The sequence below is a fragment of the Gloeocapsopsis crepidinum LEGE 06123 genome (genome assembly GCF_015207655.1).
Lineage (GTDB): Bacteria > Cyanobacteriota > Cyanobacteriia > Cyanobacteriales > Chroococcidiopsidaceae > Gloeocapsopsis > Gloeocapsopsis crepidinum.
This window is the reverse complement of the sequence record NZ_JADEWN010000085.1, coordinates 1-21,377: the sequence shown is the minus strand read 5'-3', so window position 1 is coordinate 21,377 and position 21,377 is coordinate 1. Positions and strand designations below refer to the sequence as shown.

The following is a 21,377-nucleotide window of genomic DNA, read 5'->3' as shown; positions in this document are numbered from 1 at the left end:
GCCAGCTTCTGCTTAACTTCTTCAACGCTCTGGTGGGCTACAACTCGACTGACTCTTGCCATAACAGTGCTCGTTTCTCGGTTAACTGCACCCTACCCTAATTGTTCTTTAGAACGCAAGTTCGTATGACTTAGCACATCTTTCTTAAGAAATATTTCGCTAGCAAGTCAAGCCAATTTATTATGGTACATTTGTACTATTCTGGGTGTTGAGCAGCTATAGCATTTTACGCAAGCAGATTCTTCAATAAACCTCTTGTATGAATGCGTAACGAATGAATTCGCCGCTAGACAAACATAGTCCACCACTATGGACTGCGGCTAAGGTATGCCTTACTGCTCAAAACTCTTATCTATTCAGTTGAAGGACATCAGTAATTGCTACAAGAGGTCTAATCATCAATTAGTCATAAGGAGCGCACGATGCAGTTGAATCCCTATCTGACTTTCAACGGACAATGCGAGACAGCGTTCAAGTTTTATGAACAGTGCCTAGGTGGCAAAATCGAAGAGATGATGAGCTATGGTGAGTCACCAATGGCAGAGGAAGTGCCGTCGGAATGGCGCAACAAAATTATACATGCCAGCCTAATTGTGGACGACCGAGTATTGATGGGTTCTGACTGCTCACCTGAACAGTATGAAGAAACAAAAGGTTGTTCTGTATTACTCCATATTGACGATCCAGTAAAAGCAGAGCGTATTTTTCAGGCATTAGTTGAAAACGGGACAGTGCGGATGCCTATGCAGGAAACCTTTTGGTCTGCCAGTTTTGGTATGCTTGTCGATCAATTTGGCATTCCGTGGATGATTAACTCCGAGCCAGCCGTCTGATGCATCAGACACGAAGGTGAAACGAAGAACCGAACAGGTAAGAGAAATCAAATAAAGCATCATAGGAGTCAGCAATGAAAACTGAACTACAGAACGAACACTACTGGCTACAGAAGCTTGTTGGCGATTGGACATACGAAACAGAGGTGATGATGGAGCCAGATCAGCCTCCGGAAAAGGCTACAGGAACTGAAAGTGTGCGATCGCTTAAAGGACTTTGGATTCTAGCCGAAGGACAGGGTGAGATGCCTGGCTGTGGTACTGCAACAACGATGGTGACACTTGGCTACGATCCGCAAAAGCAGCGTTATGTGGGCACTTGGATTGGATCGATGATGACTCACCTTTGGCTGTACGAAGGCGAACTAGATGCAGCGGAAAGGGTGTTAACTCTCAACAGTGAAGGACCTGCGATGAATGGTGAAGGAAAGATGGCGAAGTACAAGGATGCAATTGAGTTTAAGAGTGACGATCATCGGGTAATGACTTCTCACGTGTTGGGTGATGACGGAGAGTGGCACAAGTTTATGATTGCGAACTATCAGCGCAAGCAATAAGAGTTGCGCGCTGCGCTTGAGGATAAATTTCGTTTACAATTACCAGCGATCGCACTTGACAGTGCCTGACAACAGATAGTTGCGATCGCTAATTGATGTCTACTTCCCCAAGTAGAAACGGAGGAGGTTTAGATGATAAATCAAGCACTGAAGAACAAAGTGGCTTTAGTTGCAGGAGCAACGCGCGGTGCAGGTCGCGGTATTGCCACTGAATTAGGTGCAGCTGGAGCAATTGTTTATGCCACAGGTCGAACTACCCACGCTCAACGCTCCGAGTACAACCGTCCTGAAACTATTGAAGAAACGACAGAACTGGTAAATCAAGCGGGTGGTCATGGTATACCTGTTCAGGTCGATCATCTCGATCCGACACAGGTTCAAGCTTTAGTAGCACGCATTGACAGCGAGCAAGGTCGGTTGGATATCTTGGTTAATGATATTGGTGGAGAATATCTGGCGGAGTTTCATCAGCCCGTGTGGCAACTTTCTCTAGAAAAGGGACTGCGATTGTTCAGACTGGCAATTGATACGCATATCGTCACCAGTCACTTTGCGCTGCCGCTTTTAATCAAAAATTCAGGTGGTTTAGTCGTCGAAATCACTGATGGTACAGCAGAATACAACAACAACAACTACCGACTATCGCTGTTCTACGATCTAGCGAAAACCTCAGTAATTCGCATGGCTTGGGCACTTGCACAAGAGCTTCAACCTCATCAATGCACAGCTGTTGCGCTGACTCCAGGATGGTTGCGATCAGAAATCATGTTAGATCATTTTGGGGTAAGCGAAGCCAACTGGCAAGATGCAACCGCACAAGAACCTCACTTTGTTATTTCTGAAACCCCTCATTACATTGGTCGTGCTGTGGCGTGTCTTGCTGGAGATCCAAACGTTGCTCGCTGGAATGGTCAGTCGCTGTCGAGTGGTCAACTAGCAAAAGTCTATAGCTTTACAGATTTGGATGGTTCGCAGCCTGATGCTTGGCGCTACATTTGTGAGGTTGAAGCAGCGGGTTTACCTGCTGACGCCACTGGATATCGTTAGTGTCGCTCAAAATTGGAAGCTAAAGTTTAAGTGTGCTGCATTTGTAGTGCTTCAACCTTCGTTTTCTAAGCTGCGCAGATACTCTGCATATTCAATCTGAAATTCAAGTGCATTTTTGAAATCGGTGGAACGTTTTGACAGTGCTTCAACAACTGCTTCCTTGCTAGTTTCTGTTAAAGCAACTACTTGCGGTTGACGAGGGAGGCGAAACTGGGTGTGGTCGTGAAAGATAATTGTGACGATTGTTCCTAGTGCCTTTCCTTCGTTTGATGTAATTGTGCTCCACATCCATCGCTGCTGATCGCTTTGGTTGGCATTACCCCATTCTCTTGAAATGTTGAAATCTCCAGGCAACCAAGGTGAGGGGCGTAACCCAGTATGTTTAAGCTGTTGGTGAATAGGGCGAAACAGCTTGTAGCAATATGCTCCATATGCCATGTCACCCGCTTTGTTAAATGTCTTTAGCAACTTATCCTGATTTTTGAGAAGAAGAGTTTGCCAATTTTCCGTAATATGATTCGCAATATAGTGATTGAGCACGTAAATATCGCTATTTTTGTTGCCTGAGAAAACAGTTGGTGATGAATTCATTAAGCGTTGCTTCCATCTCAGCATCTTGCATTGTGGCGTATAACCAATACAGAAGGATTGTAAAAAAATGACCTCAATTAGGCAGCACTATATGTTGGGGATGAAGACCTCGGTATTTGAGGTAATCCGTAGGAGTACAATCAGCAAAGCTACGAAAGTCATGAATGAAGTGTGCTTGGTCAAAATAGCCGCAGGATAGAGCTATATCTATCCAATCGACGGATGATTCTGATAATAGATTGAGGACTTGGCGCAAGCGTTGCACCCGACAAAATACTTTGGGAGTTAGCCCTACGCGATCGCGAAAGAGTTGGTTAAAATGACGGGCACTAAAACCAATTTGCTGAGTTACTGTAGCGATTGTAGATGTATGCGATCGCTCAAATTGCTGTAATGCAAAATCAACGGCTGCATGATGTTCGGGCAATTGTATCAAACTTAAGAAGAACTGCTCTAAAACGAGGAAACGAGTCTTAATGGTTGAGGCTTCGAGTAGGCGATCGCGTAGTGCTATAGCGAGGTGATTCCACAATTCGTCTAACGATAGAATCTGGTTGTGTAATTCTTTGGCAGGTACAGCAAAAAACGGAATACCTCCACCTGGCTTAAAGTGGACACCCATCACGCAAACCTCACTGTTAACATTAACAATAAAGCTTTTGGAATGTGGTCCACAAATCATGCTGCCGCGTGCATTACCATACTGTACTCTACTAGATCGATCAAACAGAGGAATTGAATTTTCGCGCAAGTTAATAACCAATTCCATTGAGCCGGTTGGCAGTAAGCGTGCTTGTGCCTTTGGCACGTTATACCCTTCTCGAAACCAGAAAAACTCCACAAACTGCGATAGAGGCGATCGCGGAATATAAGTGCAGTAAATCATAAATCTCAATGAGCCTCAATCATCAGGTTCTTATATAAGTAGCCTGCTCATCTTCTAGTCAATAAAACTAACAATTTAAAGTTCAAGAGGAAATATATCTGCAACTACGTCTCCTTCTCCTAGTAAACGAGATTGCGCTGGTGCGTCATACAAAACTAGTAAGGAATGTTTAGAATAAATCTCATCAAATAAAGTTATTCCCTCCGCATGATCGTCTCCATCTCCATACGGAATATCCAACTCTATTTTGGGTTGTGACAAACTATTTTCAGACAGATGGACGCCATTCTCTAAACGATATATCCTTACAGGACCGTCTAAATCCATCGTGGGTCCTGCTAACAATAATAAATCTTCCCCATCTAAACACAAATCCCGAATTCCTAAACCATTAAGATTAATAAAATGTTTTTTATACTGCTTTCCCTCTGCACCAATTGATTTAAGAGTTAACGTTTCTGGAGTCCTATTTTCTACTTCGATCTCTAACATGACAGCCCAACCGCGTAGTACTGGACCTCGCATTCCTAAGTAGATGCGATTTTCATAGACAGCTAAACCTTCAATATCAAATCCATTTTCTTTCCCAGGAATTGCTGCATCTATGTAAGAGCCTAAGTGTGGATCGTCTACTAAAGCATCCATCAACAAATTGCCGCGTGGCGTAATTTCTAATTGAGCAGCAGTAATTTCAGCACCTTCTTGGGTATAAGTCTGATATAATTCGCCGTCAATTAAAGGAATTCGTCCTAGTAAATATCGATTTGCTTCTGACTCTAACTTTGTAAGGCGAGAAACGTTTTTTTCGGTCGTTTTATCAGGTTTTGGCTTTTTGCGTTTCCAACTGTGAGAACCAACAAACCATAAATAAGGTTCTACATAAGCCATCCCTTCTATATCAATTTCTTGATCTTCTGTTGCTGGCAAATCTAGATAATCTTTAACTCGAAATTGTTTGTGTTCTGTGAACAACTGGAGATCTGAATTATAGGTCAGGCGCTCAATGGATGATGTTTCATCTGAACCTAACCATAGATATTTATGAGAAGTTAGGCGCACTGCTGAGAGGTCTTTTCGATGCTCTCTAAATTCATCTTCAAAGCGAAGAATAATTTGGTTTGAATCATGGTTATTTATCATTTTTTAACTATTTTTGATTATTAAACTAAACTATCACTATTTTAGATAAAGACAATTGACTTGACAAATTAAACATCTTATGGAAAATGTACATGAATCTTATATGTCTAAATTTTTAGGGTGCAATATTTTAGCAATACTAATCTTCTCTCAAATCATAAAAGAACTCACTTAGCTGTTCAGTCACTTAAGTCTATTAGGTATACGCCGTTAGTATAAGGTAGTTTGCATAACACTAAAATTTGTATAAAATGCAACTTAAATTAACTTAAAAAGCTGTTCAGATGTGACAGAAATGCTCTAATCTCTAAAATGAGGAGATAATGTACCTCAGGCACTTACCGGAGACTTATATTATGGTTGCAGGAGAACTGTTCATCGCAGAAGAGATGATGACTGCGCCGGAACATCCTCTAGCAAATCAATTAGAAACATTTGTAGCTGATCCTTTGCAAGAGTCACCTGTCACAATTCGGGACAAGCAACAGCGCGATCGCATTCCAGGGATCGTTAAACGCATCATTCCCATCGACAATAATACAAACTGGGAATATTGGTGGTGTGTTCCAGGGCGACTTATTTTACAAGAAGACTTACAAGTATTGCAAAGCGATCGCCCTCGTGTAGAAGCAATTGTATCAAAGCTGATTTGGCTGTGGGGAGGACACTGTTTTGGCGAACAATCAACTCATAATCTTGCCAACAGCGAACCAGTTTACAATTGGCAGAAAGTTTTAGACTTTGCCCGCGAACAAAACCTAACACCAGAAATACTCGACATTGACTTTTTACCCAGCGCAGTTCATCAGCTATATAGTCAAGAATCGAATGCTACATCAAGATCAACTCCAGACTATGTAGGTGTAGAACCAGCGCATTGGCATATCGAATTTTTTCAACTCCAACCAGTGGAAGGTGGTTACGAATTAAAAGAACCAAAGCAACTATGTAGTTGCCAAATCTGGACGAGTAAACCTTTTATCAAAAACATTGCAACTGGTGAAGTCACAATGTCAGAACAAGCTTTGTGGCTGTCTCGCCCTCTCGACTTAACTAGCCCGCCTTGGTCAATGTCACAGATTGCTACATACTAGCTAAGCGATTGGCAATCAAATACATAAAATATCTATAATAAATGTCTTTGGCTATTGCCACTCCCTCGTTTACTCACACATTCTTATCGAGCTTGAGTCATTCCACTCAAGAGCGTACCTAAAATGATCATAAGTACAAACAAAGCTCATACCCTTGGAGATTGGGCATCTTTAGCAATTCAGAAACACTTTGAGAAGTTTCTCAAACACGAAGCGAACGTACTGAAAGACAAACATCCTGAAGACTTGCACCAAATGCGTGTGGGGATGCGTCGCCTCCGCAGTGCGATCGCTGGATTCGCACCAGCAATCAGCTTACCCAAATCAGCACAAGAAAAAAAAATTGGTAATATTGCTCGCACTCTAGGTGAATTACGCGACCTAGATGTATTGCGCGAAGCATTGGAAAAAAAATATCAGCCAACTCTACCTGGAAAAGAAAAGAAATCTCTTGACAAAGTTCTCACTCAGTTAGATAAAAAACGTACTCAAGCGTTTGCTCAAGTTAAAACCACTTTAGAAGGCGAGGCTTACCAGTCACTCAAGCAGTCTTTAACAAAATGGCTCAAGCAACCTACTTACAACAGAATTGCTCAAATGCCAATTCAAGAAGTCTTGCCAGATTTGTTGTCACCACAAGTCAGTCAATTACTATTACATCCTGGCTGGTTAGTCGGTACTGAAGTGAAAGACGGCGAAATTCGTATTTTAGAAGACCTCTCGCCTGCAATGGTAGAACAGCAACTCGCTGACGATGGTCATCTTCTCCACAGTTTACGCAAAGAAGCGAAACGTACCCGCTACCAAATGGAAGTCTTTAATGACTTTTACGGCGAGACTTACAATAATTATCTCGAAGAAGTGAAGCGAATTCAAAGTATTTTAGGTCAAATTCAAGACAGCTTTGTTTTGTCTGAGTTTATGACAGATTCTTTGCGCTCAGAAATGAAGAATCATCTCCCCAATTTAGCAAACCAACTCACAGGCGCAAACTACCAATCATGGCAAGAGTGGCAAAGTATCCATCAGCGATACTTAAATCCTGAAACAAGAACTAACTTTCGGGCAATGATTTTGCAACCGAATGCAGAAATAACTCAGTAAAGTAAAGTGGCGCAGGCATCTCACCTACGCACACTCCACTCTAAATCTAACGTAAAGCTTGGCGACTAAAGTCACAGCTAAACAAACCAAGTCCACCTCCGTGGACTTGGAAAAATCTTTTTTTTGTAAAAACCTATGAAGATAGGTTTTGTATATGTAGCTGCGGTTTTAACCGAATCAGCTTTTTATCGAACTAAGACGAAATCTCAATTTAAACCTTAGCTTCTTCTTTCACAAGCTTCTCCCAACCCAAATCTTTAAGATTATTGTTACGACGCAATGGACGAGTTACTAACTCTAGAATGTCACGAGCATTAGTAAAGCCGTGAATTTGAGCAAAAGTAAACTCAACTGACCACTTAGTATTAATTCCCCGTGCTTCTAAAGGATTAGCATGTGCCATACCAGTGATCACTAAATCTGGCTGGAGGTCTTTAATTCTTTGAATTTGGTTGTAGTTATCCGGCTTCTCCACAATTTTAGGCAACGATACGCCCATTTCTTGGCAAGTTTTTTCTAGCAAAGCCAATTCCGCAGCTTGGTAGCGTTTATCCATATAAGGGATACCAATTTCTGGCACTGTCATGCCGCAGCGAATTAAGAAACGCGCTAGCGAAATTTCTAGTAAATTATCGCCCATAAAGAACACTGACTTACCGCGAATTAACTGAAGATAATCTTCCAAGCTTGCCCAAATTTGAGCTTCGCGTTCTTCTAATCCTTGAGGAGTCACACCAAATACTGAGCAAATTTTCTCAATCCAAGCACGACTTCCATCAGGACCAATTGGGAAAGGCGCACCAATCAGTTTACACTTGCGTCGTCGCATGAGTGTTGTTGCTGTACGACTGAGGAAGGGATTCACACCAGCAACATAGTAACCTTCTTCTAAAACAGGCAGTTCAGTGTAACGCTTTGCCGGTAGCCAGCCAGAAACTTTAATTCCCTGCTTTTTCAGTTCTAACGTTAACTGTGTAACCACAGGATCGGGAAGCGAACCGAACAAAACGAGTGGTGGGTGATCGACGTACTCAGATTCTTCTTGGGCAACTTCTTCTTTTTTCTTACCGAAGTGGAGTAGTTTTTGGATTGCGTTACGGTCATTCTTTTCAGCTTCAGGTGCTTTATCAGGACACCGCACCGCCATTGCAGCTAGTACTGTGTCTTCTCCTTGAGTAAAGGCGTAATCTAAACCATTCGCCCGCGCTACCACAATCGGAATTCCGATTTCAGATTCAAGTTTGGGGGCTAAGCCTTCCAAATCCATTTTGATAATTTCGGTGGTGCAAGTGCCAATCCAAACAATGACACTTGGGTTGCGATCGCGCTTAATCTGCTCGCACAATCGCTTTAATTCATCATAGTCATTCAACTGCGCTGAAATATCGCCTTCTTCTAATTCAGCCATTGCATAACGGGGTTCTGCAAAAATCATCACCCCCATAGCATTTTGCAGAAAATAGCCGCAAGTTTTTGTTCCAATGACCAAAAAGAAGCTATCTTCAATCTTCTGGTATAACCATGCAACACAGCTAATTGGACAAAAAGTATGATAATTTCCAGTTTCGCACTCAAAATTTAATGCTTCAGTTTGAGCAACACTCATAAATTCTCCCCTTATTTTTCTTATATCGGCACACAAAAACAATCAGCTATTAGCAATTAGCTATTAGCCATCAACTAGTAGCAGTATGAAATTATTAAAAGTTAGGAAATAAACGCGAAATTACATCACCATTACTACCCCGACTGCCTTCAGGCTCGAATTCTTCTTGGCTAGACTCATACTGAGGGCTAGCGATCGCTTCTTCGTAAGGCATCTCACTCAACTGTGTCAGCGTTTGGATAACAGTAACAGATTCTGTTATGCCTTCATCTTGAGGTGGTAACATTTTCGCAATTTCTGCATCCGACAAAGGCACTTCTTGAATCTGTTCTGCTTCTGGCTGTTCGGTAGCTTGTATTGGACTATTTTCTAGCGCTAAATTTGGGTCAAAATTTAACTCTAGTACCTCAATTAAGCTATCCACATCAGGATTCAGTTTAGAAAACGGTAGCATCAATTGTGCTACTTGTGGTTCAAGCGCATTGACAACACCCAGGATGAGGTATGATGCTGGTCTTTTGCCACCATCTGGAGTTGCCACAGACGCTGCATCCATATACAAATTAAGCCAGGAACGATTTGCTTGAAAGAAACGTAACCACTTTTGTTTCAAAGAGCTTTTCAAATCTTCAAAAAAAGCCATGATCTCCTTACCCCATCCTGAGAACTAGCTTGATAATAGCGACTGGAGAGTAACAATTAGCTGCTTACGATACCACTTAGTAGGAGTCAGTCAGTAAAAATCAACATATCTTAAAGACTGGGAATTATTAGCCATTAGCTTTTGTTTAAATGCTAACTGCTTAATGCAAGCATATAACTCCTATGATTTATTTTCTCCTTGCTAACAGCTAACCGCTAATAGCTTTTTAGACCATCATTAAATCGAGTTCTTCTTCTTGCTTCACCACCTGTGGCTTAGTGGGATTGAGGTAGAAATCAGACAGCAACGAGAACAACTCCCGATCTGGAGCATCATTTGGGACAACACCTTCTGGGCGTGCCAAAATTTGATCCGCAATATTTAAGTAGTAGTCACAGACATACTCTAACGATGGATCGCTCTCCGCCATCTCAAATAAAGTTTTACCCTTAACGCGAGAGACTCGAATATCTTCAATTAAAGGCAGAACTTCCAATACTGGCATCGGCACTGATTCGATATATTTATCAATCAAATCCCGCTTCGCTGTCCGGTTGCCAATCAAACCTGCTAGACGCAATGGGTGAGTACGAGCTTTTTCTCGAACTGAAGCTGCAATTCTGTTCGCTGCAAATAAGGCGTCAAAACCGTTATCGGTGACAATCATACAGTAATCTGCATAGTTGAGCGGTGCTGCAAATCCACCACATACCACGTCGCCTAAAACATCGAATAAAATCACGTCGTACTCATCAAAGGCATTGAGTTCTTTGAGTAACTTGACTGTCTCACCGACAACGTAACCGCCACAGCCTGCACCGGCTGGAGGGCCTCCTGCTTCAACACAGTCTACTCCACCGTATCCTTTGTAAATGACATCTTCAGGCCACACATCTTCGTAGTGGTAGTCTTTTTCCTGAAGTGTATCGATAATTGTGGGAATCAAGAACCCAGTTAGTGTAAAAGTACTGTCGTGCTTTGGATCGCAACCAATTTGCAAGACTTTTTTGCCGCGTTTAGCTAGTGCGACCGATATATTACAGCTTGTTGTGGATTTACCGATGCCACCTTTTCCGTAGACTGCAAGTTTCACGTTGAGTTGGCTCCTATCTTTGTATGAATGCTTTTGACTAGAGAAGTTTTTGACTAGCTTATTTGATCGCATTATTGTCCAACTTACATGGAAATGAAAGCAGTCTTAAGAGTAACTATAGATTTAAAAACGCTCAAATGCACGTATATTAAATCGATTCACTTTTAATCTCATATAATGCTTTCTCAGTCTACAAAAAACTTAACTGGTAAAATTTAAGTTACTTTCTTTATAAAAATAGTTACAAAATACAAAAAGTATTTTTCCTCAAATCATAGTCAACCAAACGCACAACTGAGCGAGGTACGTGTAAGCAGATGGATAGTATAAGGCAACAAATCTGTAGCGTGTAACCAGTGCCTTGAGGCTTTACAGGTTCAATTGGCGAGATGCAGTAAATGGGATGTCATGAGTTTCAAGTTTAGGTCGCGGCATACTTTTATCGAGAAAACCTTGAGTAAATATCAATAAAAGGCGATCGCCCATGCTTTAAGTTAAAAATAATAAAGTTTTAGTTTTGCAAATCGCGATCGCGATACCTAGTTACAGAAAATTCTAATTTCTGCGAAAAGAGACTCTGAGCAATTCCTGATCCTGACTGTTGCTGACAAAATTGGGTAACAGCATTTGCACTCAAAGGTTTACTAAACAAGTAACCTTGCATTCCATCGCACTTCACAGCGTGTAAAAACTTCAACTGTTCTGGTGTTTCGACACCTTCAGCAATGACATTTAACTCCAACCCGTGCCCTAGCGCGACGATTGACTTAATAATCGCTGCGTCTTTTTGATCCGTTGTGATATCGTTAACAAACTCGCGAGCCACCTTGAGGGTATGTAAAGGAAAACGTCTGAGTGTCGCCAGCGAAGAATAGCCAGTGCCAAAGTCATCCATAGCAATGTACACGCCCATATCCTGCAACTCTTGAAGGACGCAAATCGTGAAGTTGACATCGTGCATTGCAATACTTTCAGTAATTTCAACTTCCAAATAACTCGGATCAAGCCCTGTTTCAGCAAGAACGCGAGCAATAGTTTTTGATATTTTCTGTTGAAACTGTCGTGCCGAGAGATTCACTGCAATCCGCATTGGTGGTAGCCCTGCGAGTTGCCAAGCACGGTTTTGAGTACAAGCAGCTTGAAGTACCCACTCGCCAATTGCTCCGATTAATCCCGTTTCTTCTGCTAAAGGAATAAACTGGTTGGGGGAAACTAGTCCTAACTCTGGATGTTGCCAACGAATTAAAGCTTCAAGTGCGACGATCTGACCTGTTTTTAAATTGAGTTGTGGTTGATAGTGCAACAAAAACTCATCGCGGTTTAATGCTTTGTAGAGATGATTTGCTAAAACAAGTTGCTCCAGTGCTTTCTTATTCATCTCCGGCGCGTACAATTGAAAGTTATCTTTGCCCTGCTGCTTAGCGCGGTACATTGTCGCATCTGCGTTCTTGAGCAGCGTTTCTGTATCTTCGCCGTCGTATGGAGCTAACGCAATCCCAATACTCGTTGTGATGTGTAATTCGCGATCGCCAATCCGATATGGAGATTTGAAAGAAGATAAAATTCTTTGTGCTAACTTAGCAACTTCTTCTGGACAACTAATTCGTGGCAGAAGCAAGGTAAATTCGTCGCCTCCCCAACGGGCGATCGTATCGCCTTCACGCAAACAGCCCAGCAATCTTTGCGCCACACTTTGTAATAGTGCATCTCCCACCGCATGACCCAGCGTATCATTAATTGTTTTGAAGCGATCTAAATCAAGAAATGCCACGGCAAGCATTTCGCCACGTCGATATGCTTGAGCAAGGAAGAGTGAAAGTCGATCTTCAAAAAGTATCCGATTCGGTAGCCCTGTTAAAGGATCGTGTGAAGCTTGATGGCGGAACATATCTTCTACACGTCGCTGCATCACAGCCATGTATAGGTGGTTTCCTAAAGCTTGAGCAAGTTTAACCTCATTGAGACTCCACTCTTGTGCTTGTCCTTGTTTGATTTCTCGCCATGCTGCAAACGATTCACGCGGACGAATGTTGCGTTCGTCATGATTCAATCTTCCCGCCCACAAAGTCTCAGTTTCGATTTCATTGCGGAAAATCGTAAAACATCCTACACAATCTTGACGATACTGCAGCGGCATAATCAAGATCGAACGAATCGTCGTTGCTGTAAAAGCTGAGACTAACTCAAACTGTGGTTCTTGATACAAGTCACTAATTGTTCGTAAGTAGGGAAGCTTTGGCGAGTGCGTACTATGGTCAGATAAACTTCCAAGATTTTTTGTCACAGGAAAATTTCGCACGCGCAGTTCTTCATAACTGTATTGCTGATTTGGAGAGGTCTGCGGAAACCCCATAATTTGCTGCCAATATGAACTTTCCTCAAGTTCACAGTAAGGTTGCTCTCCATAGGTATACAATTGCGCTGGCTTACCTGTAGGTTCTGCGGTGATATAAAGTCTACCTCCAGAACCTTGTAAGGCTTTGACAATCTCTTCTAAAACAGTTTGGCGAATTTCTGCGACGCTAGCGGGAGAGTGCAACAAGCAACTGATTTGATTGAGTGTTGCTTCGTGCTGTACTTGTTGTCGTGTCTGCTTCAATAAATTTGACTGCGAAATTCCAATTGAAAGCTGATCGACAAGCATCTGTACAACTTCTAATTCTTTGTGGCAAATCTGTCGTGGTTTGCTGTGGTGCGAAACGAGCAATCCCCAAAGCTGGTTTTGGTATAAAATTGGCAACGTGAGCGAAGAAGACACACCCATATTGGATAGGTATTGGGCGTGACAAGGATCAATAGGGTAGTAGCGAATATCTTCTACTAAAAGGCTTTCTCCGTCCAAACTATCGAGTTGATTAAGTGCTTTTCTTTGAGCAACAACATCTACAATGATGCGCTGACGCGTTTTCACGAACATCTCCCGCGCCTGCGGTGGTATGTCATCAGCAGGGAAATGCAACCCTAAAAGTGAGGGAAGCCGCTTCCCGTGAATTGATTCAGCAATGACTTCGCCACTTCCATCAGGATGAAATCGGTAAATTTTAACTCGTTCTGTGTTTAGAAATGCACGTACTTCCTCTACAGTCGTTGTCAAAATCTCTTGTAGTTCCAAAGATTTACGGATGCGACTAGTAATGCGATTTAGTACCCCTTCTTGAACGCAAACATGGCGTGACTTTTTGCCTTGCGATCGTTTCATAGACACAGCAACCCCTCTACTAGGATAAACTCTTACCCTACTTTTAAGAAAAATTAAGCTTTATTCTATACAATATCAGCAAGTTATAAATAAAACTAATCTAAACTTGCTCTAGAATGTTGATTAAAAATGTCAATATTCTATTAATAGTTTGTAACCAAAAAGCAATTATCTAAAACCGAAATATTACGTATTTCGCTGCATGGTATGATCGCCGTGCAAAGTTATGAACTATGAACGGGATTAACTCAAACCTCAAAATTCAAAACTCAAAACTCAATACTCACCTGTCGCAAGTTCATTGAGTTCGGCAATATCTTTCAAAGATTGCCAGCCAGCTTGCCATTGCGAGCGATCTTTGAGTAATGTAGCATTCAGCCAAAATCGTACATTAGGGTCGCACCCTGCAACCATTTCCGCAAACAGCCACTTACCTTGATTTTTGCGGTTGACCACTAGAAAATGACGCCAGCCATCGATTTTTTGCTGTGCAGTCCATTTAGATCCGACTAAATAAGGAAATTTCTGCTTTTTTTTTGCCATGAGATGAGAAGTGAGAAGCAGAAGTGCAGAGGAGAACAGACAATTACGAATTTTCTCGATCCTACACTACATACCAACTAGATAATGACGATCAGAAATTCTAGGATACTCCATTGAACGGAAATACCCACGCAGAAATACGTAAACACCGATCCAAGCACAAGTCAGCTTCTTTCTACAATGACCTGTAGGGATAGCAGTTAGCCTTTCTTTATATTTACCACTCTGTGCTCTCTGCGTCTCTGTGGTTTAGAACTCACACCAGCACTCAGAGGGAATTCAGAATATGCAACCAACAAATCCAAATCAGTTTACAGAAAAAGCGTGGGAAGCGATCGCCCACACTCCAGATATCGTGAAAGCTGCACAACAACAGCAGATCGAAAGCGAACACTTGATGAAAGCGCTGCTTGAACAGGAAGGTTTAGCGAGTAGTATCCTAACTAAAGCTGGAGTTAACGTTCAGAAAGTCCGCGATCGCGCTGAACAGTTTATTCAACGTCAACCGAAAGTTTCAGGTAGTGGAAGTTCCGTATATTTAGGACGTAGTTTGGATACGCTACTTGACCGCGCCGAAAGCCATCGGAAAGAATTAGCAGATGAATATATCTCAATTGAACATTTATTATTAGCCTATGCTAACGACGATCGCTTCGGTAAAAGCCTGTTTCAAGAATTTGGTTTAGACGAAGCAAAACTCAGGGGTATCATTAAACAAGTTCGAGGAAGTCAGAGAGTGACTGACCAAAATCCAGAAGGCAAATACGAATCTCTAGAAAAATATGGGCGCGATCTTACTGAAGCTGCCCGTCAAGGTAAACTTGACCCAGTGATTGGGCGTGATGATGAAATCCGCCGCACTATTCAAATTCTGTCTCGTCGTACCAAAAATAACCCTGTCTTAATTGGCGAACCTGGCGTCGGTAAAACGGCGATCGCTGAAGGACTTGCCCAACGAATTGTTGCAGGTGATGTCCCGCAATCGCTCAAAGACCGTAAACTCATTGCCTTAGATATGGGTGCATTAATCGCAGGTGCAAAGTTTCGCGGTGAATTTGAGGAACGTCTCAAAGCTGTGCTCAAAGAAGTTACCGAGTCGCAAGGTAAAATCATTCTTTTCATCGATGAAATTCACACCGTTGTCGGTGCAGGTGCGACTCAAGGCGCAATGGATGCAGGAAACTTGCTTAAACCGATGCTGGCACGAGGTGAGTTGCGGTGTATCGGTGCAACCACTTTGGATGAATACCGCAAGTACATCGAAAAAGACGCGGCTTTAGAACGCCGTTTTCAGCAAGTGTATGTCGATCAACCTTCAGTGGAAGACACAATTTCGATTCTACGCGGACTCAAAGAACGCTATGAAGTCCACCACGGGGTAAAAATCTCTGATAGTGCAGTAGTTGCAGCTGCAACGCTGTCGAGTCGATATATTAGCGATCGCTTCCTACCGGATAAAGCAATTGACTTGGTAGACGAAGCCGCCGCGCGGTTGAAAATGGAGATCACTTCCAAACCGGAAGAACTTGACGAGATTGATCGTAAGATTCTCCAACTTGAAATGGAGAAACTATCACTCCAAAAAGAAAGCGATCCAGCGTCCAGAGAACGGTTAGAACGATTAGAAAAAGAACTTGCAGATCTTAAAGAACAACAACGCGCCTTGAACGCGCAATGGCAGTCGGAAAAAGATATTATCAATCAAATTCAGGCAATCAAAGAAGAGATCGATAGAATCAACGTCGAAATTCAACAAGCTGAACGTGACTATGACCTAAATAAAGCTGCTGAGTTGAAATACGGTAAGTTAACTGACCTGCATCGTCAGCTAGAAGAAGCCGAGGCAAAACTCGCGCAAACACAAACTACTGGTCAATCACTTCTACGTGAAGAAGTCACTGAAGCCGATATTGCGGAAATTATCTCGAAGTGGACAGGAATTCCGATTAGCAAGTTGGTGGAATCTGAAAAAGAAAAGCTTCTACATTTAGAAGATGAACTTCACCGTCGCGTGATTGGACAAAATGAAGCAGTAACAGCCGTTGCAGATGCAATTGCGCGATCGCGTGCAGGTTTAGCCGATCCAAATCGCCCAACTGCGAGTTTTATTTTCCTTGGTCCTACTGGTGTCGGTAAAACCGAACTTGCCAAAGCACTTGCAGCATATCTCTTTGACACCGAAGAAGCAATGGTGCGGATTGATATGTCGGAATATATGGAAAAACACGCGGTGTCGCGCTTAATCGGTGCACCTCCAGGATACGTAGGTTATGACGAAGGTGGACAGTTAACAGAAGCAATTCGCCGTCGTCCCTATGCAGTGATACTATTTGACGAAATCGAAAAAGCTCACCCAGACGTGTTTAACGTCATGTTGCAAATTCTCGATGATGGACGTGTCACCGATGCGCAAGGTCATACGGTGGACTTTAAAAATACAATCATCATCATGACGAGTAACATTGGTTCGCAGTACATTTTAGATATTGCTGGCGATGACTCGCGTTATGAAGAGATGCGTAGTCGTGTAATGGATGCAATGCGTAACAGCTTCCGTCCAGAGTTTCTTAACCGGATTGATGAGATTATCATCTTCCATGCTTTGCAAAAAGCAGAACTACGCCATATTGTACAACTGCAAATCCAAAGACTTGAAAAGCGTCTTGCAGAACGTAAAATGACACTAAAACTCTCTGATGCAGCGCTTGACTTCTTAGCCGAAGTAGGATATGATCCCGTATTCGGTGCAAGACCACTAAAACGGGCAATTCAGCGCGAATTAGAAACTCAAATTGCTAAGTCGATCTTGCGTGGCGAGTTTAATGACGGTGACACGATATATGTCGATATCGAAAACGAACGTCTTGCTTTTAAGCGTTTACCGGTTGAATTGCTCACAATGTAGCTTGGCGAATGAATTTGCAGCTAAAAATACAAAGTCCACCTCCGTGGACTTACTATTAAAAATTTTACTTTAGTATGCGCTCGTCAACTTCTTTTGGGAAGCCCCGACTCTAGTCGGAGGGCTGTCATAACAAAGGTGGGCAACCCACCTTTTGTTTTATCTACCACAAATGATTCGCCGCATTTGCCGCATATTTTCCGGCAGTTCTAGATGCATTGCTTGTTGAATAAACATTGTCGGTATGGGCATGTTTGGTGTCGCTTGTACTGCATAAGTCAACACCGTACCAATGCCGCAGTCTTGTAATTTCAACTCCGCAGTAAAATCATTAAATGTTCCTTGCTCTAAACGAAACTGAATTTGCTGCTGTAGAACTTCAATGACGTTGAGGTAAACTTCAACTTGGGCAGTAAACAGAAAAAAGGCTTTTTTAGCAACTTGATATAAACGTTTAGTTTCGCCACGTTGTAGGACTTCGCTTTTAATTACATCAGGAAAGTATTGCACCCAGCGGGGATAATCTGTAACTTGCTGCCAAACTTGCGATCGCTTTAACGGTAAGTACATCGAAGCTATAACCGCACCACCCCACGCTGAATGCGATCGTGTTTCTACTAAAATTTCACCTTGCAATAGTGCTGTTTGCTGAACTTGACTCCATGTTCCTGCAGGCTCGACTAAATTTGTTACAGAAAGTGTATTCATCTGACTTCAGCTACTCCTCAACACCTGAAAAATAATCTAAATATTTATGCTTAGTTGCTTTTTGTTTGCAGCAGTTGCTCATACTGCCCAATTTACCTACACAAATATAAAGAAATAGTAAAGTTAGCGTAAAGGTTCCAAGAAATTACAGATATTTGACTTTAAAGTCAGAAATCTATAAATTTCAACTCTAATAAATCACAGATCTTGAAATTTAGCTACTATTAAAAATGTGATAAAATATACAAATTTTAATGCGATACCAAGTAAAAACCGGAAGAATCGCTCATCTTAATTGCCACTGCTCAGAGTTATGAGCTTAAGAGAGTTACTCGTAAAGAGTGTTAAGTTATGAGTTAAGAAAATTCAAAATTTAAAACTCAAAGTAATTGCCTCCGGCACCTTTCTTCGCGAACAATTCAAAACTCAAAGCTTTAAACCACAGTAGAGAAGTATATTAAAGAGGAAAAAGTGAGTCGAACTCGTCGCAATCGTAACATTCGCGCTTCACAATTTTTTTTCATTTTCACAGGAATTACAATCCTTGTTTGGGTACTAAGAGGGTTGGGAATTTTGACATTTATTTCTGGCGGAATTATTTGGATATTAATTTCCCTATCTGTGATAACAGGAATTTGGAGTCAATTACAAAGAAATTAGGGTTTATTATGAGTTATGAATATCCGGCTGGAGTTGCTAACTTTTCATAGAAGAATTGTTCTTTGCTCTTAGCAATTAGCAATTAGCACTCAGCCAACTGTTTGTAGTGTTCGTAAACCATTAAAAAGTGCTATATGACATAATTTTTTTAGCTTCAATTCAAAAGAAAATGATATTTCTTATTAAAAGAAAAGCAAAGCTACGCATTTCTTCCTTGGAATTATACATAGATGTAGCATGAGACACAGCAGAAGAATCAATCTTATGGACGAAGATGTTAATTTCAGTCACTGGTATTCTTCCTGATTAGTTGGGAACATAAGGGAAAACATGACTGCAACTGATACAAATGTGACGCAGCCTAATGCTACTGAGTTTCGCAGCGTATCTGCGATCTTCAACAACCGCGAACAAATTGATAGCGTCATTCGCCGCTTACTTGACAGAGGAATTTCTCGCGACGATATTTCTGTCATCGGGAAAAACTTCCACTCTGAAACTAAAATTGCTGGTTTTATTACTAAAAAAGATGTCATTCTAGGTGGATTGAAACAAGGAGCGATATTTGGCTCGATCTTTGGTTCCGCGCTAGCTTTATTGACTGGAGTAGGCGTACTATTTGTACCTTTTATTGGTACTTTAGTTGCTGCAGGACCTTTAGGCGCAGCTTTATTAGGTGCCGCAGGTGGTGCGATCGCAGGTAGTGCTGGTGCAGGTTTAGTATCTGCCTTAGTCACATTAGGAATGCCAGAAGAGAAAGCAGCAGTATATCAAACTCGAATTGAAGCGGGTGACTTTTTGGTAGCAGTAGAAGCCCCTGCAGACAAAACAGGTGAAATTCAGCTATTGCTTGAAAGTGCGGGTGGGGAAGAAACTCACATTAACGAAAAATCCTTACCTCGCAGACGAACTGGTCAAATTGAAAGTGCAGCAGACTTATCGCCAGAAGTGCGATCGCACCTTTCAGAGGATGCACAGCGAGCGTTTATTGCTAACTATAACAAGGCGTTATCAGAAACAGGTGACGAAGAAAAAGCAGAACATCAAGCTTGGGATGCAGTTTGCGAACAGTACGAACAAGACGAAGATGGAATTTGGTCAAAAGCAAAATCAAGTATTTAGCAACTGTTAGTTTGTCAGTTAATTGACTACCAGCCTCTGATTCATTTCAGAGGCTTCTGACAAAGAATTAAGCCTGGCAAATGAATTCGCACACTATAAACAAAGTTCACCAATGCTTTCCAAAACTCTTTAAGAGTCAAAACTGGCAACTCAAAACTATACTTAAATAACCCCGAAGGGAGTTGGAGAGCATCTACAATTCATACAGAGGTCTACATCAGGTAGTCATTATGCAAAAGTATATTTGTACAACTTGTGGCTACATTTACGATCCTGAAGTAGGTGATTTGGATTCGGGAATTGAACCAGGTACGCCATTTGAAAATATTCCTGATGACTGGGTATGTCCAGTATGTGGTGCAACTAAAGATCAATTTGAATTGGAATCCTGATGAGTTAGTTCACTAAAACAGTTGGTGAGGACGGTATTTTCAAGCTATTGGTGAAAAATACAAGATACTGTCAAACAGTAAATACAAATGGCAGAAGTCGAGCAAGTTTATTACGGTTTATTCGTCAACTGATGCACATTGAAACTGTTGCAGAGTATAGAATTCCTAACCGTGTCCACAAACTTATCAATCGCTTACTGGTAGAGTCGTTCTCAGATTACCCCTTAGAGCGAAGCTATTACAAGCTTTTGCCACAATTTCGCTATTTGGTGTGGGTGGGCGAGGACTTGATTGCACACATGGGCATTGAGCATCGAGTCATCACTATCGCTGGGATTCCAGCACGAATCTTCGGTCTGATTGACCTGTGTGTAGCCTCATCCTACCAATCCCAGAAGATTGCCACGTCACTGTTACAGCAGATAGAGGAATTGGGTACAACCAGTGGTATTGACTTTTTGATGCTATTTGCCGACGATCCTCGTCTCTACACTAAAAACGGGTATCACCGAGTCGCAAATCTTTGTCGTTGGATGATGGTTGATGAACATCAAACTCTTGGCGTGGGTGAGGAATCAATGTCAGATTGTATGATGGTCAAGCAGATTGGTATCCAGACATGGCAGGATGGGACGGTGGATTTGCTCGGATACCTGTTCTAAATTCAGATGTAGTTTAGTTAGCAGCCCAAACATTACACTGCAAGAAGTCCTTGGGGTTCGGGTAGCCATCGAAAAGCTATCAATGAGAGGCTCAGTGTTAAGATTTGCTTTGATTATTCGAGACAAAACCAAGCCATGCTTGCTCAATCGACAATAGAGACAAGTAGATTGATCCTGCGTCCACTAACCCATGCGGATACATCCTCAATACAGTGCTGCGCAAGTGTTCGTGAGATTGCCGATACAATGATCTCGATTCCCCATCCATATCCTGAGGGTGAGGCAGGGCGGTATGTATCAAGACAACTTGCAGGGTTTGAGACAGGGCATTCTATTTCATTTGTCATTGAGCGCAAATTTGAACAAGCATTTTGTGGAGTTATCGAGATTCGAGAGATTGAGCCAGAACATTCTCAGGCAGAGTTAAGTTTTTGGTTGGCAGTTGAGATGTGGGGAAAAGGTTATACTAAACCGCGTTCTAAAGAACAATTCTCAGATGAGGGAAGTAGGTCATGGAAGACAGCTTTGCAGGAGCTAGCATTAACTCCTGCAAGCCTTGGCAAAGGACATCTGTAACAGCATCAAGTGAGTCGAA

The 21,377-nt window shown here is 42.0% G+C and carries 20 protein-coding genes; 11 read left to right on the top strand and 9 right to left on the bottom strand.

The window, feature by feature from the left end; all coding sequences use genetic code 11:
- The first annotated feature begins 422 nt into the window (after positions 1 to 422).
- The 3 genes from IQ230_RS23695 (at position 423) to IQ230_RS23685 (ending at position 2,437) form a co-directional block, all read left to right on the top strand.
- Positions 423 to 833 (top strand): VOC family protein, encoded by a 411-nt coding sequence (locus IQ230_RS23695; RefSeq protein ID WP_193934681.1) that lies wholly within the window; start codon positions 423 to 425, stop codon positions 831 to 833.
- 74 nt (positions 834 to 907) lie between these two features.
- Positions 908 to 1,390, top strand: coding sequence for a DUF1579 domain-containing protein (locus tag IQ230_RS23690; RefSeq protein WP_193934680.1), 483 nt, complete (start codon positions 908 to 910; stop codon positions 1,388 to 1,390).
- Between the two features lie 132 nt (positions 1,391 to 1,522).
- On the top strand, positions 1,523 to 2,437 hold the full coding sequence (locus IQ230_RS23685) for an SDR family oxidoreductase (protein WP_193934679.1): 915 nt from the start codon (positions 1,523 to 1,525) through the stop codon (positions 2,435 to 2,437).
- 51 nt (positions 2,438 to 2,488) lie between these two features.
- On the opposite strand, the gene IQ230_RS23680 is transcribed toward IQ230_RS23685, so the two are convergent.
- The 3 genes from IQ230_RS23680 to IQ230_RS23670 all read right to left on the bottom strand — a co-directional run bounded on the left by IQ230_RS23680 (position 2,489) and on the right by IQ230_RS23670 (position 5,054).
- A complete protein-coding gene (locus IQ230_RS23680; protein WP_193934678.1) occupies positions 2,489 to 3,028 on the bottom strand; it encodes a DUF6022 family protein in 540 nt (179 codons plus the stop codon).
- Positions 3,029 to 3,101: 73 nt separating this feature from the next.
- The gene (locus IQ230_RS23675) at positions 3,102 to 3,914 is read right to left on the bottom strand and encodes a helix-turn-helix transcriptional regulator (RefSeq protein ID WP_193934677.1); all 813 of its coding nucleotides are present in this window, start codon (positions 3,912 to 3,914) and stop codon (positions 3,102 to 3,104) included.
- Positions 3,915 to 3,989: 75 nt separating this feature from the next.
- Positions 3,990 to 5,054, bottom strand: coding sequence for a DUF3616 domain-containing protein (locus tag IQ230_RS23670; protein WP_193934676.1), 1,065 nt, complete (start codon positions 5,052 to 5,054; stop codon positions 3,990 to 3,992).
- Positions 5,055 to 5,377: 323 nt separating this feature from the next.
- Between IQ230_RS23670 and IQ230_RS23665 the strand changes: the two genes are divergently transcribed.
- Both IQ230_RS23665 and IQ230_RS23660 read left to right on the top strand, forming a co-directional pair.
- A complete protein-coding gene (locus IQ230_RS23665) occupies positions 5,378 to 6,148 on the top strand; it encodes a hypothetical protein (protein WP_228055278.1) in 771 nt (256 codons plus the stop codon).
- A 123-nt stretch (positions 6,149 to 6,271) separates the two neighbouring features.
- Positions 6,272 to 7,252 (top strand): CHAD domain-containing protein, encoded by a 981-nt coding sequence (locus IQ230_RS23660; RefSeq protein ID WP_193934675.1) that lies wholly within the window; start codon positions 6,272 to 6,274, stop codon positions 7,250 to 7,252.
- 211 nt (positions 7,253 to 7,463) lie between these two features.
- On the opposite strand, the gene IQ230_RS23655 is transcribed toward IQ230_RS23660, so the two are convergent.
- The 5 genes from IQ230_RS23655 to IQ230_RS23635 form a co-directional block, all read right to left on the bottom strand.
- Positions 7,464 to 8,858 (bottom strand): ferredoxin:protochlorophyllide reductase (ATP-dependent) subunit N, encoded by a 1,395-nt coding sequence (locus IQ230_RS23655; RefSeq protein WP_193934674.1) that lies wholly within the window; start codon positions 8,856 to 8,858, stop codon positions 7,464 to 7,466.
- A 94-nt stretch (positions 8,859 to 8,952) separates the two neighbouring features.
- Positions 8,953 to 9,501 (bottom strand): DUF5331 domain-containing protein, encoded by a 549-nt coding sequence (locus IQ230_RS23650; protein ID WP_193934673.1) that lies wholly within the window; start codon positions 9,499 to 9,501, stop codon positions 8,953 to 8,955.
- A 226-nt stretch (positions 9,502 to 9,727) separates the two neighbouring features.
- The gene (gene bchL, locus IQ230_RS23645) at positions 9,728 to 10,594 is read right to left on the bottom strand and encodes a ferredoxin:protochlorophyllide reductase (ATP-dependent) iron-sulfur ATP-binding protein (protein ID WP_193934672.1); all 867 of its coding nucleotides are present in this window, start codon (positions 10,592 to 10,594) and stop codon (positions 9,728 to 9,730) included.
- A 511-nt stretch (positions 10,595 to 11,105) separates the two neighbouring features.
- Positions 11,106 to 13,793 carry a bifunctional diguanylate cyclase/phosphodiesterase gene (locus IQ230_RS23640; protein WP_193934671.1) on the bottom strand — a complete coding sequence of 896 codons (2,688 nt, stop codon included), beginning with the start codon at positions 13,791 to 13,793 and terminating at the stop codon, positions 11,106 to 11,108.
- Between the two features lie 276 nt (positions 13,794 to 14,069).
- Positions 14,070 to 14,336, bottom strand: a complete 267-nt coding sequence (locus IQ230_RS23635; protein WP_193934670.1) for a TIGR02450 family Trp-rich protein — start codon at positions 14,334 to 14,336, stop codon at positions 14,070 to 14,072.
- 286 nt (positions 14,337 to 14,622) lie between these two features.
- On the opposite strand from IQ230_RS23635, the gene clpB reads away from it, so the two are divergent.
- Positions 14,623 to 17,241: an ATP-dependent chaperone ClpB gene (clpB, locus tag IQ230_RS23630; RefSeq protein ID WP_193934669.1), complete on the top strand. Its 2,619-nt coding sequence runs from the start codon at positions 14,623 to 14,625 to the stop codon at positions 17,239 to 17,241.
- 156 nt (positions 17,242 to 17,397) lie between these two features.
- Here clpB and IQ230_RS23625 read toward each other — a convergent pair whose 3' ends face one another.
- A complete protein-coding gene (locus IQ230_RS23625) occupies positions 17,398 to 17,946 on the bottom strand; it encodes an SRPBCC family protein (RefSeq protein ID WP_193934668.1) in 549 nt (182 codons plus the stop codon).
- 471 nt (positions 17,947 to 18,417) lie between these two features.
- Here IQ230_RS23625 and IQ230_RS23620 point away from each other — a divergent pair, with 471 nt between their 5' ends.
- From IQ230_RS23620 to IQ230_RS23600, 5 genes are all read left to right on the top strand, one after another.
- Positions 18,418 to 18,606, top strand: coding sequence for a hypothetical protein (locus IQ230_RS23620; RefSeq protein WP_193934667.1), 189 nt, complete (start codon positions 18,418 to 18,420; stop codon positions 18,604 to 18,606).
- A 330-nt stretch (positions 18,607 to 18,936) separates the two neighbouring features.
- A complete protein-coding gene (locus tag IQ230_RS23615; RefSeq protein WP_193934666.1) occupies positions 18,937 to 19,728 on the top strand; it encodes a ChaB family protein in 792 nt (263 codons plus the stop codon).
- 230 nt (positions 19,729 to 19,958) lie between these two features.
- A complete protein-coding gene (gene rd / locus IQ230_RS23610; RefSeq protein WP_193934665.1) occupies positions 19,959 to 20,120 on the top strand; it encodes a rubredoxin in 162 nt (53 codons plus the stop codon).
- Positions 20,121 to 20,170: 50 nt separating this feature from the next.
- The gene (locus IQ230_RS23605; RefSeq protein WP_193934664.1) at positions 20,171 to 20,782 is read left to right on the top strand and encodes a GNAT family N-acetyltransferase; all 612 of its coding nucleotides are present in this window, start codon (positions 20,171 to 20,173) and stop codon (positions 20,780 to 20,782) included.
- Between the two features lie 135 nt (positions 20,783 to 20,917).
- Positions 20,918 to 21,358 (top strand): GNAT family N-acetyltransferase, encoded by a 441-nt coding sequence (locus IQ230_RS23600; RefSeq protein WP_193934663.1) that lies wholly within the window; start codon positions 20,918 to 20,920, stop codon positions 21,356 to 21,358.
- Positions 21,359 to 21,377: the final 19 nt, after the last annotated feature.

What these genes read in the sequence shown, in the direction of transcription:
- IQ230_RS23695 (WP_193934681.1), top strand. Translation starts at nt 423, where the DNA reads ATGCAGTTGAATCCCTATCTGACTTTCAACGGACAATGCGAGACAGCG.
- IQ230_RS23690 (WP_193934680.1), top strand. Translation starts at nt 908, where the DNA reads ATGAAAACTGAACTACAGAACGAACACTACTGGCTACAGAAGCTTGTT.
- IQ230_RS23685 (WP_193934679.1), top strand. Translation starts at nt 1,523, where the DNA reads ATGATAAATCAAGCACTGAAGAACAAAGTGGCTTTAGTTGCAGGAGCA.
- IQ230_RS23680 (WP_193934678.1), bottom strand. Translation starts at nt 3,028, where the DNA reads ATGAATTCATCACCAACTGTTTTCTCAGGCAACAAAAATAGCGATATT.
- IQ230_RS23675 (WP_193934677.1), bottom strand. Translation starts at nt 3,914, where the DNA reads ATGATTTACTGCACTTATATTCCGCGATCGCCTCTATCGCAGTTTGTG.
- IQ230_RS23670 (WP_193934676.1), bottom strand. Translation starts at nt 5,054, where the DNA reads ATGATAAATAACCATGATTCAAACCAAATTATTCTTCGCTTTGAAGAT.
- IQ230_RS23665 (WP_228055278.1), top strand. Translation starts at nt 5,378, where the DNA reads ATGTACCTCAGGCACTTACCGGAGACTTATATTATGGTTGCAGGAGAA.
- IQ230_RS23660 (WP_193934675.1), top strand. Translation starts at nt 6,272, where the DNA reads ATGATCATAAGTACAAACAAAGCTCATACCCTTGGAGATTGGGCATCT.
- IQ230_RS23655 (WP_193934674.1), bottom strand. Translation starts at nt 8,858, where the DNA reads ATGAGTGTTGCTCAAACTGAAGCATTAAATTTTGAGTGCGAAACTGGA.
- IQ230_RS23650 (WP_193934673.1), bottom strand. Translation starts at nt 9,501, where the DNA reads ATGGCTTTTTTTGAAGATTTGAAAAGCTCTTTGAAACAAAAGTGGTTA.
- IQ230_RS23640 (WP_193934671.1), bottom strand. Translation starts at nt 13,793, where the DNA reads ATGAAACGATCGCAAGGCAAAAAGTCACGCCATGTTTGCGTTCAAGAA.
- IQ230_RS23635 (WP_193934670.1), bottom strand. Translation starts at nt 14,336, where the DNA reads ATGGCAAAAAAAAAGCAGAAATTTCCTTATTTAGTCGGATCTAAATGG.
- clpB (WP_193934669.1), top strand. Translation starts at nt 14,623, where the DNA reads ATGCAACCAACAAATCCAAATCAGTTTACAGAAAAAGCGTGGGAAGCG.
- IQ230_RS23625 (WP_193934668.1), bottom strand. Translation starts at nt 17,946, where the DNA reads ATGAATACACTTTCTGTAACAAATTTAGTCGAGCCTGCAGGAACATGG.
- IQ230_RS23615 (WP_193934666.1), top strand. Translation starts at nt 18,937, where the DNA reads ATGACTGCAACTGATACAAATGTGACGCAGCCTAATGCTACTGAGTTT.
- rd (WP_193934665.1), top strand. Translation starts at nt 19,959, where the DNA reads ATGCAAAAGTATATTTGTACAACTTGTGGCTACATTTACGATCCTGAA.
- IQ230_RS23600 (WP_193934663.1), top strand. Translation starts at nt 20,918, where the DNA reads ATGCTTGCTCAATCGACAATAGAGACAAGTAGATTGATCCTGCGTCCA.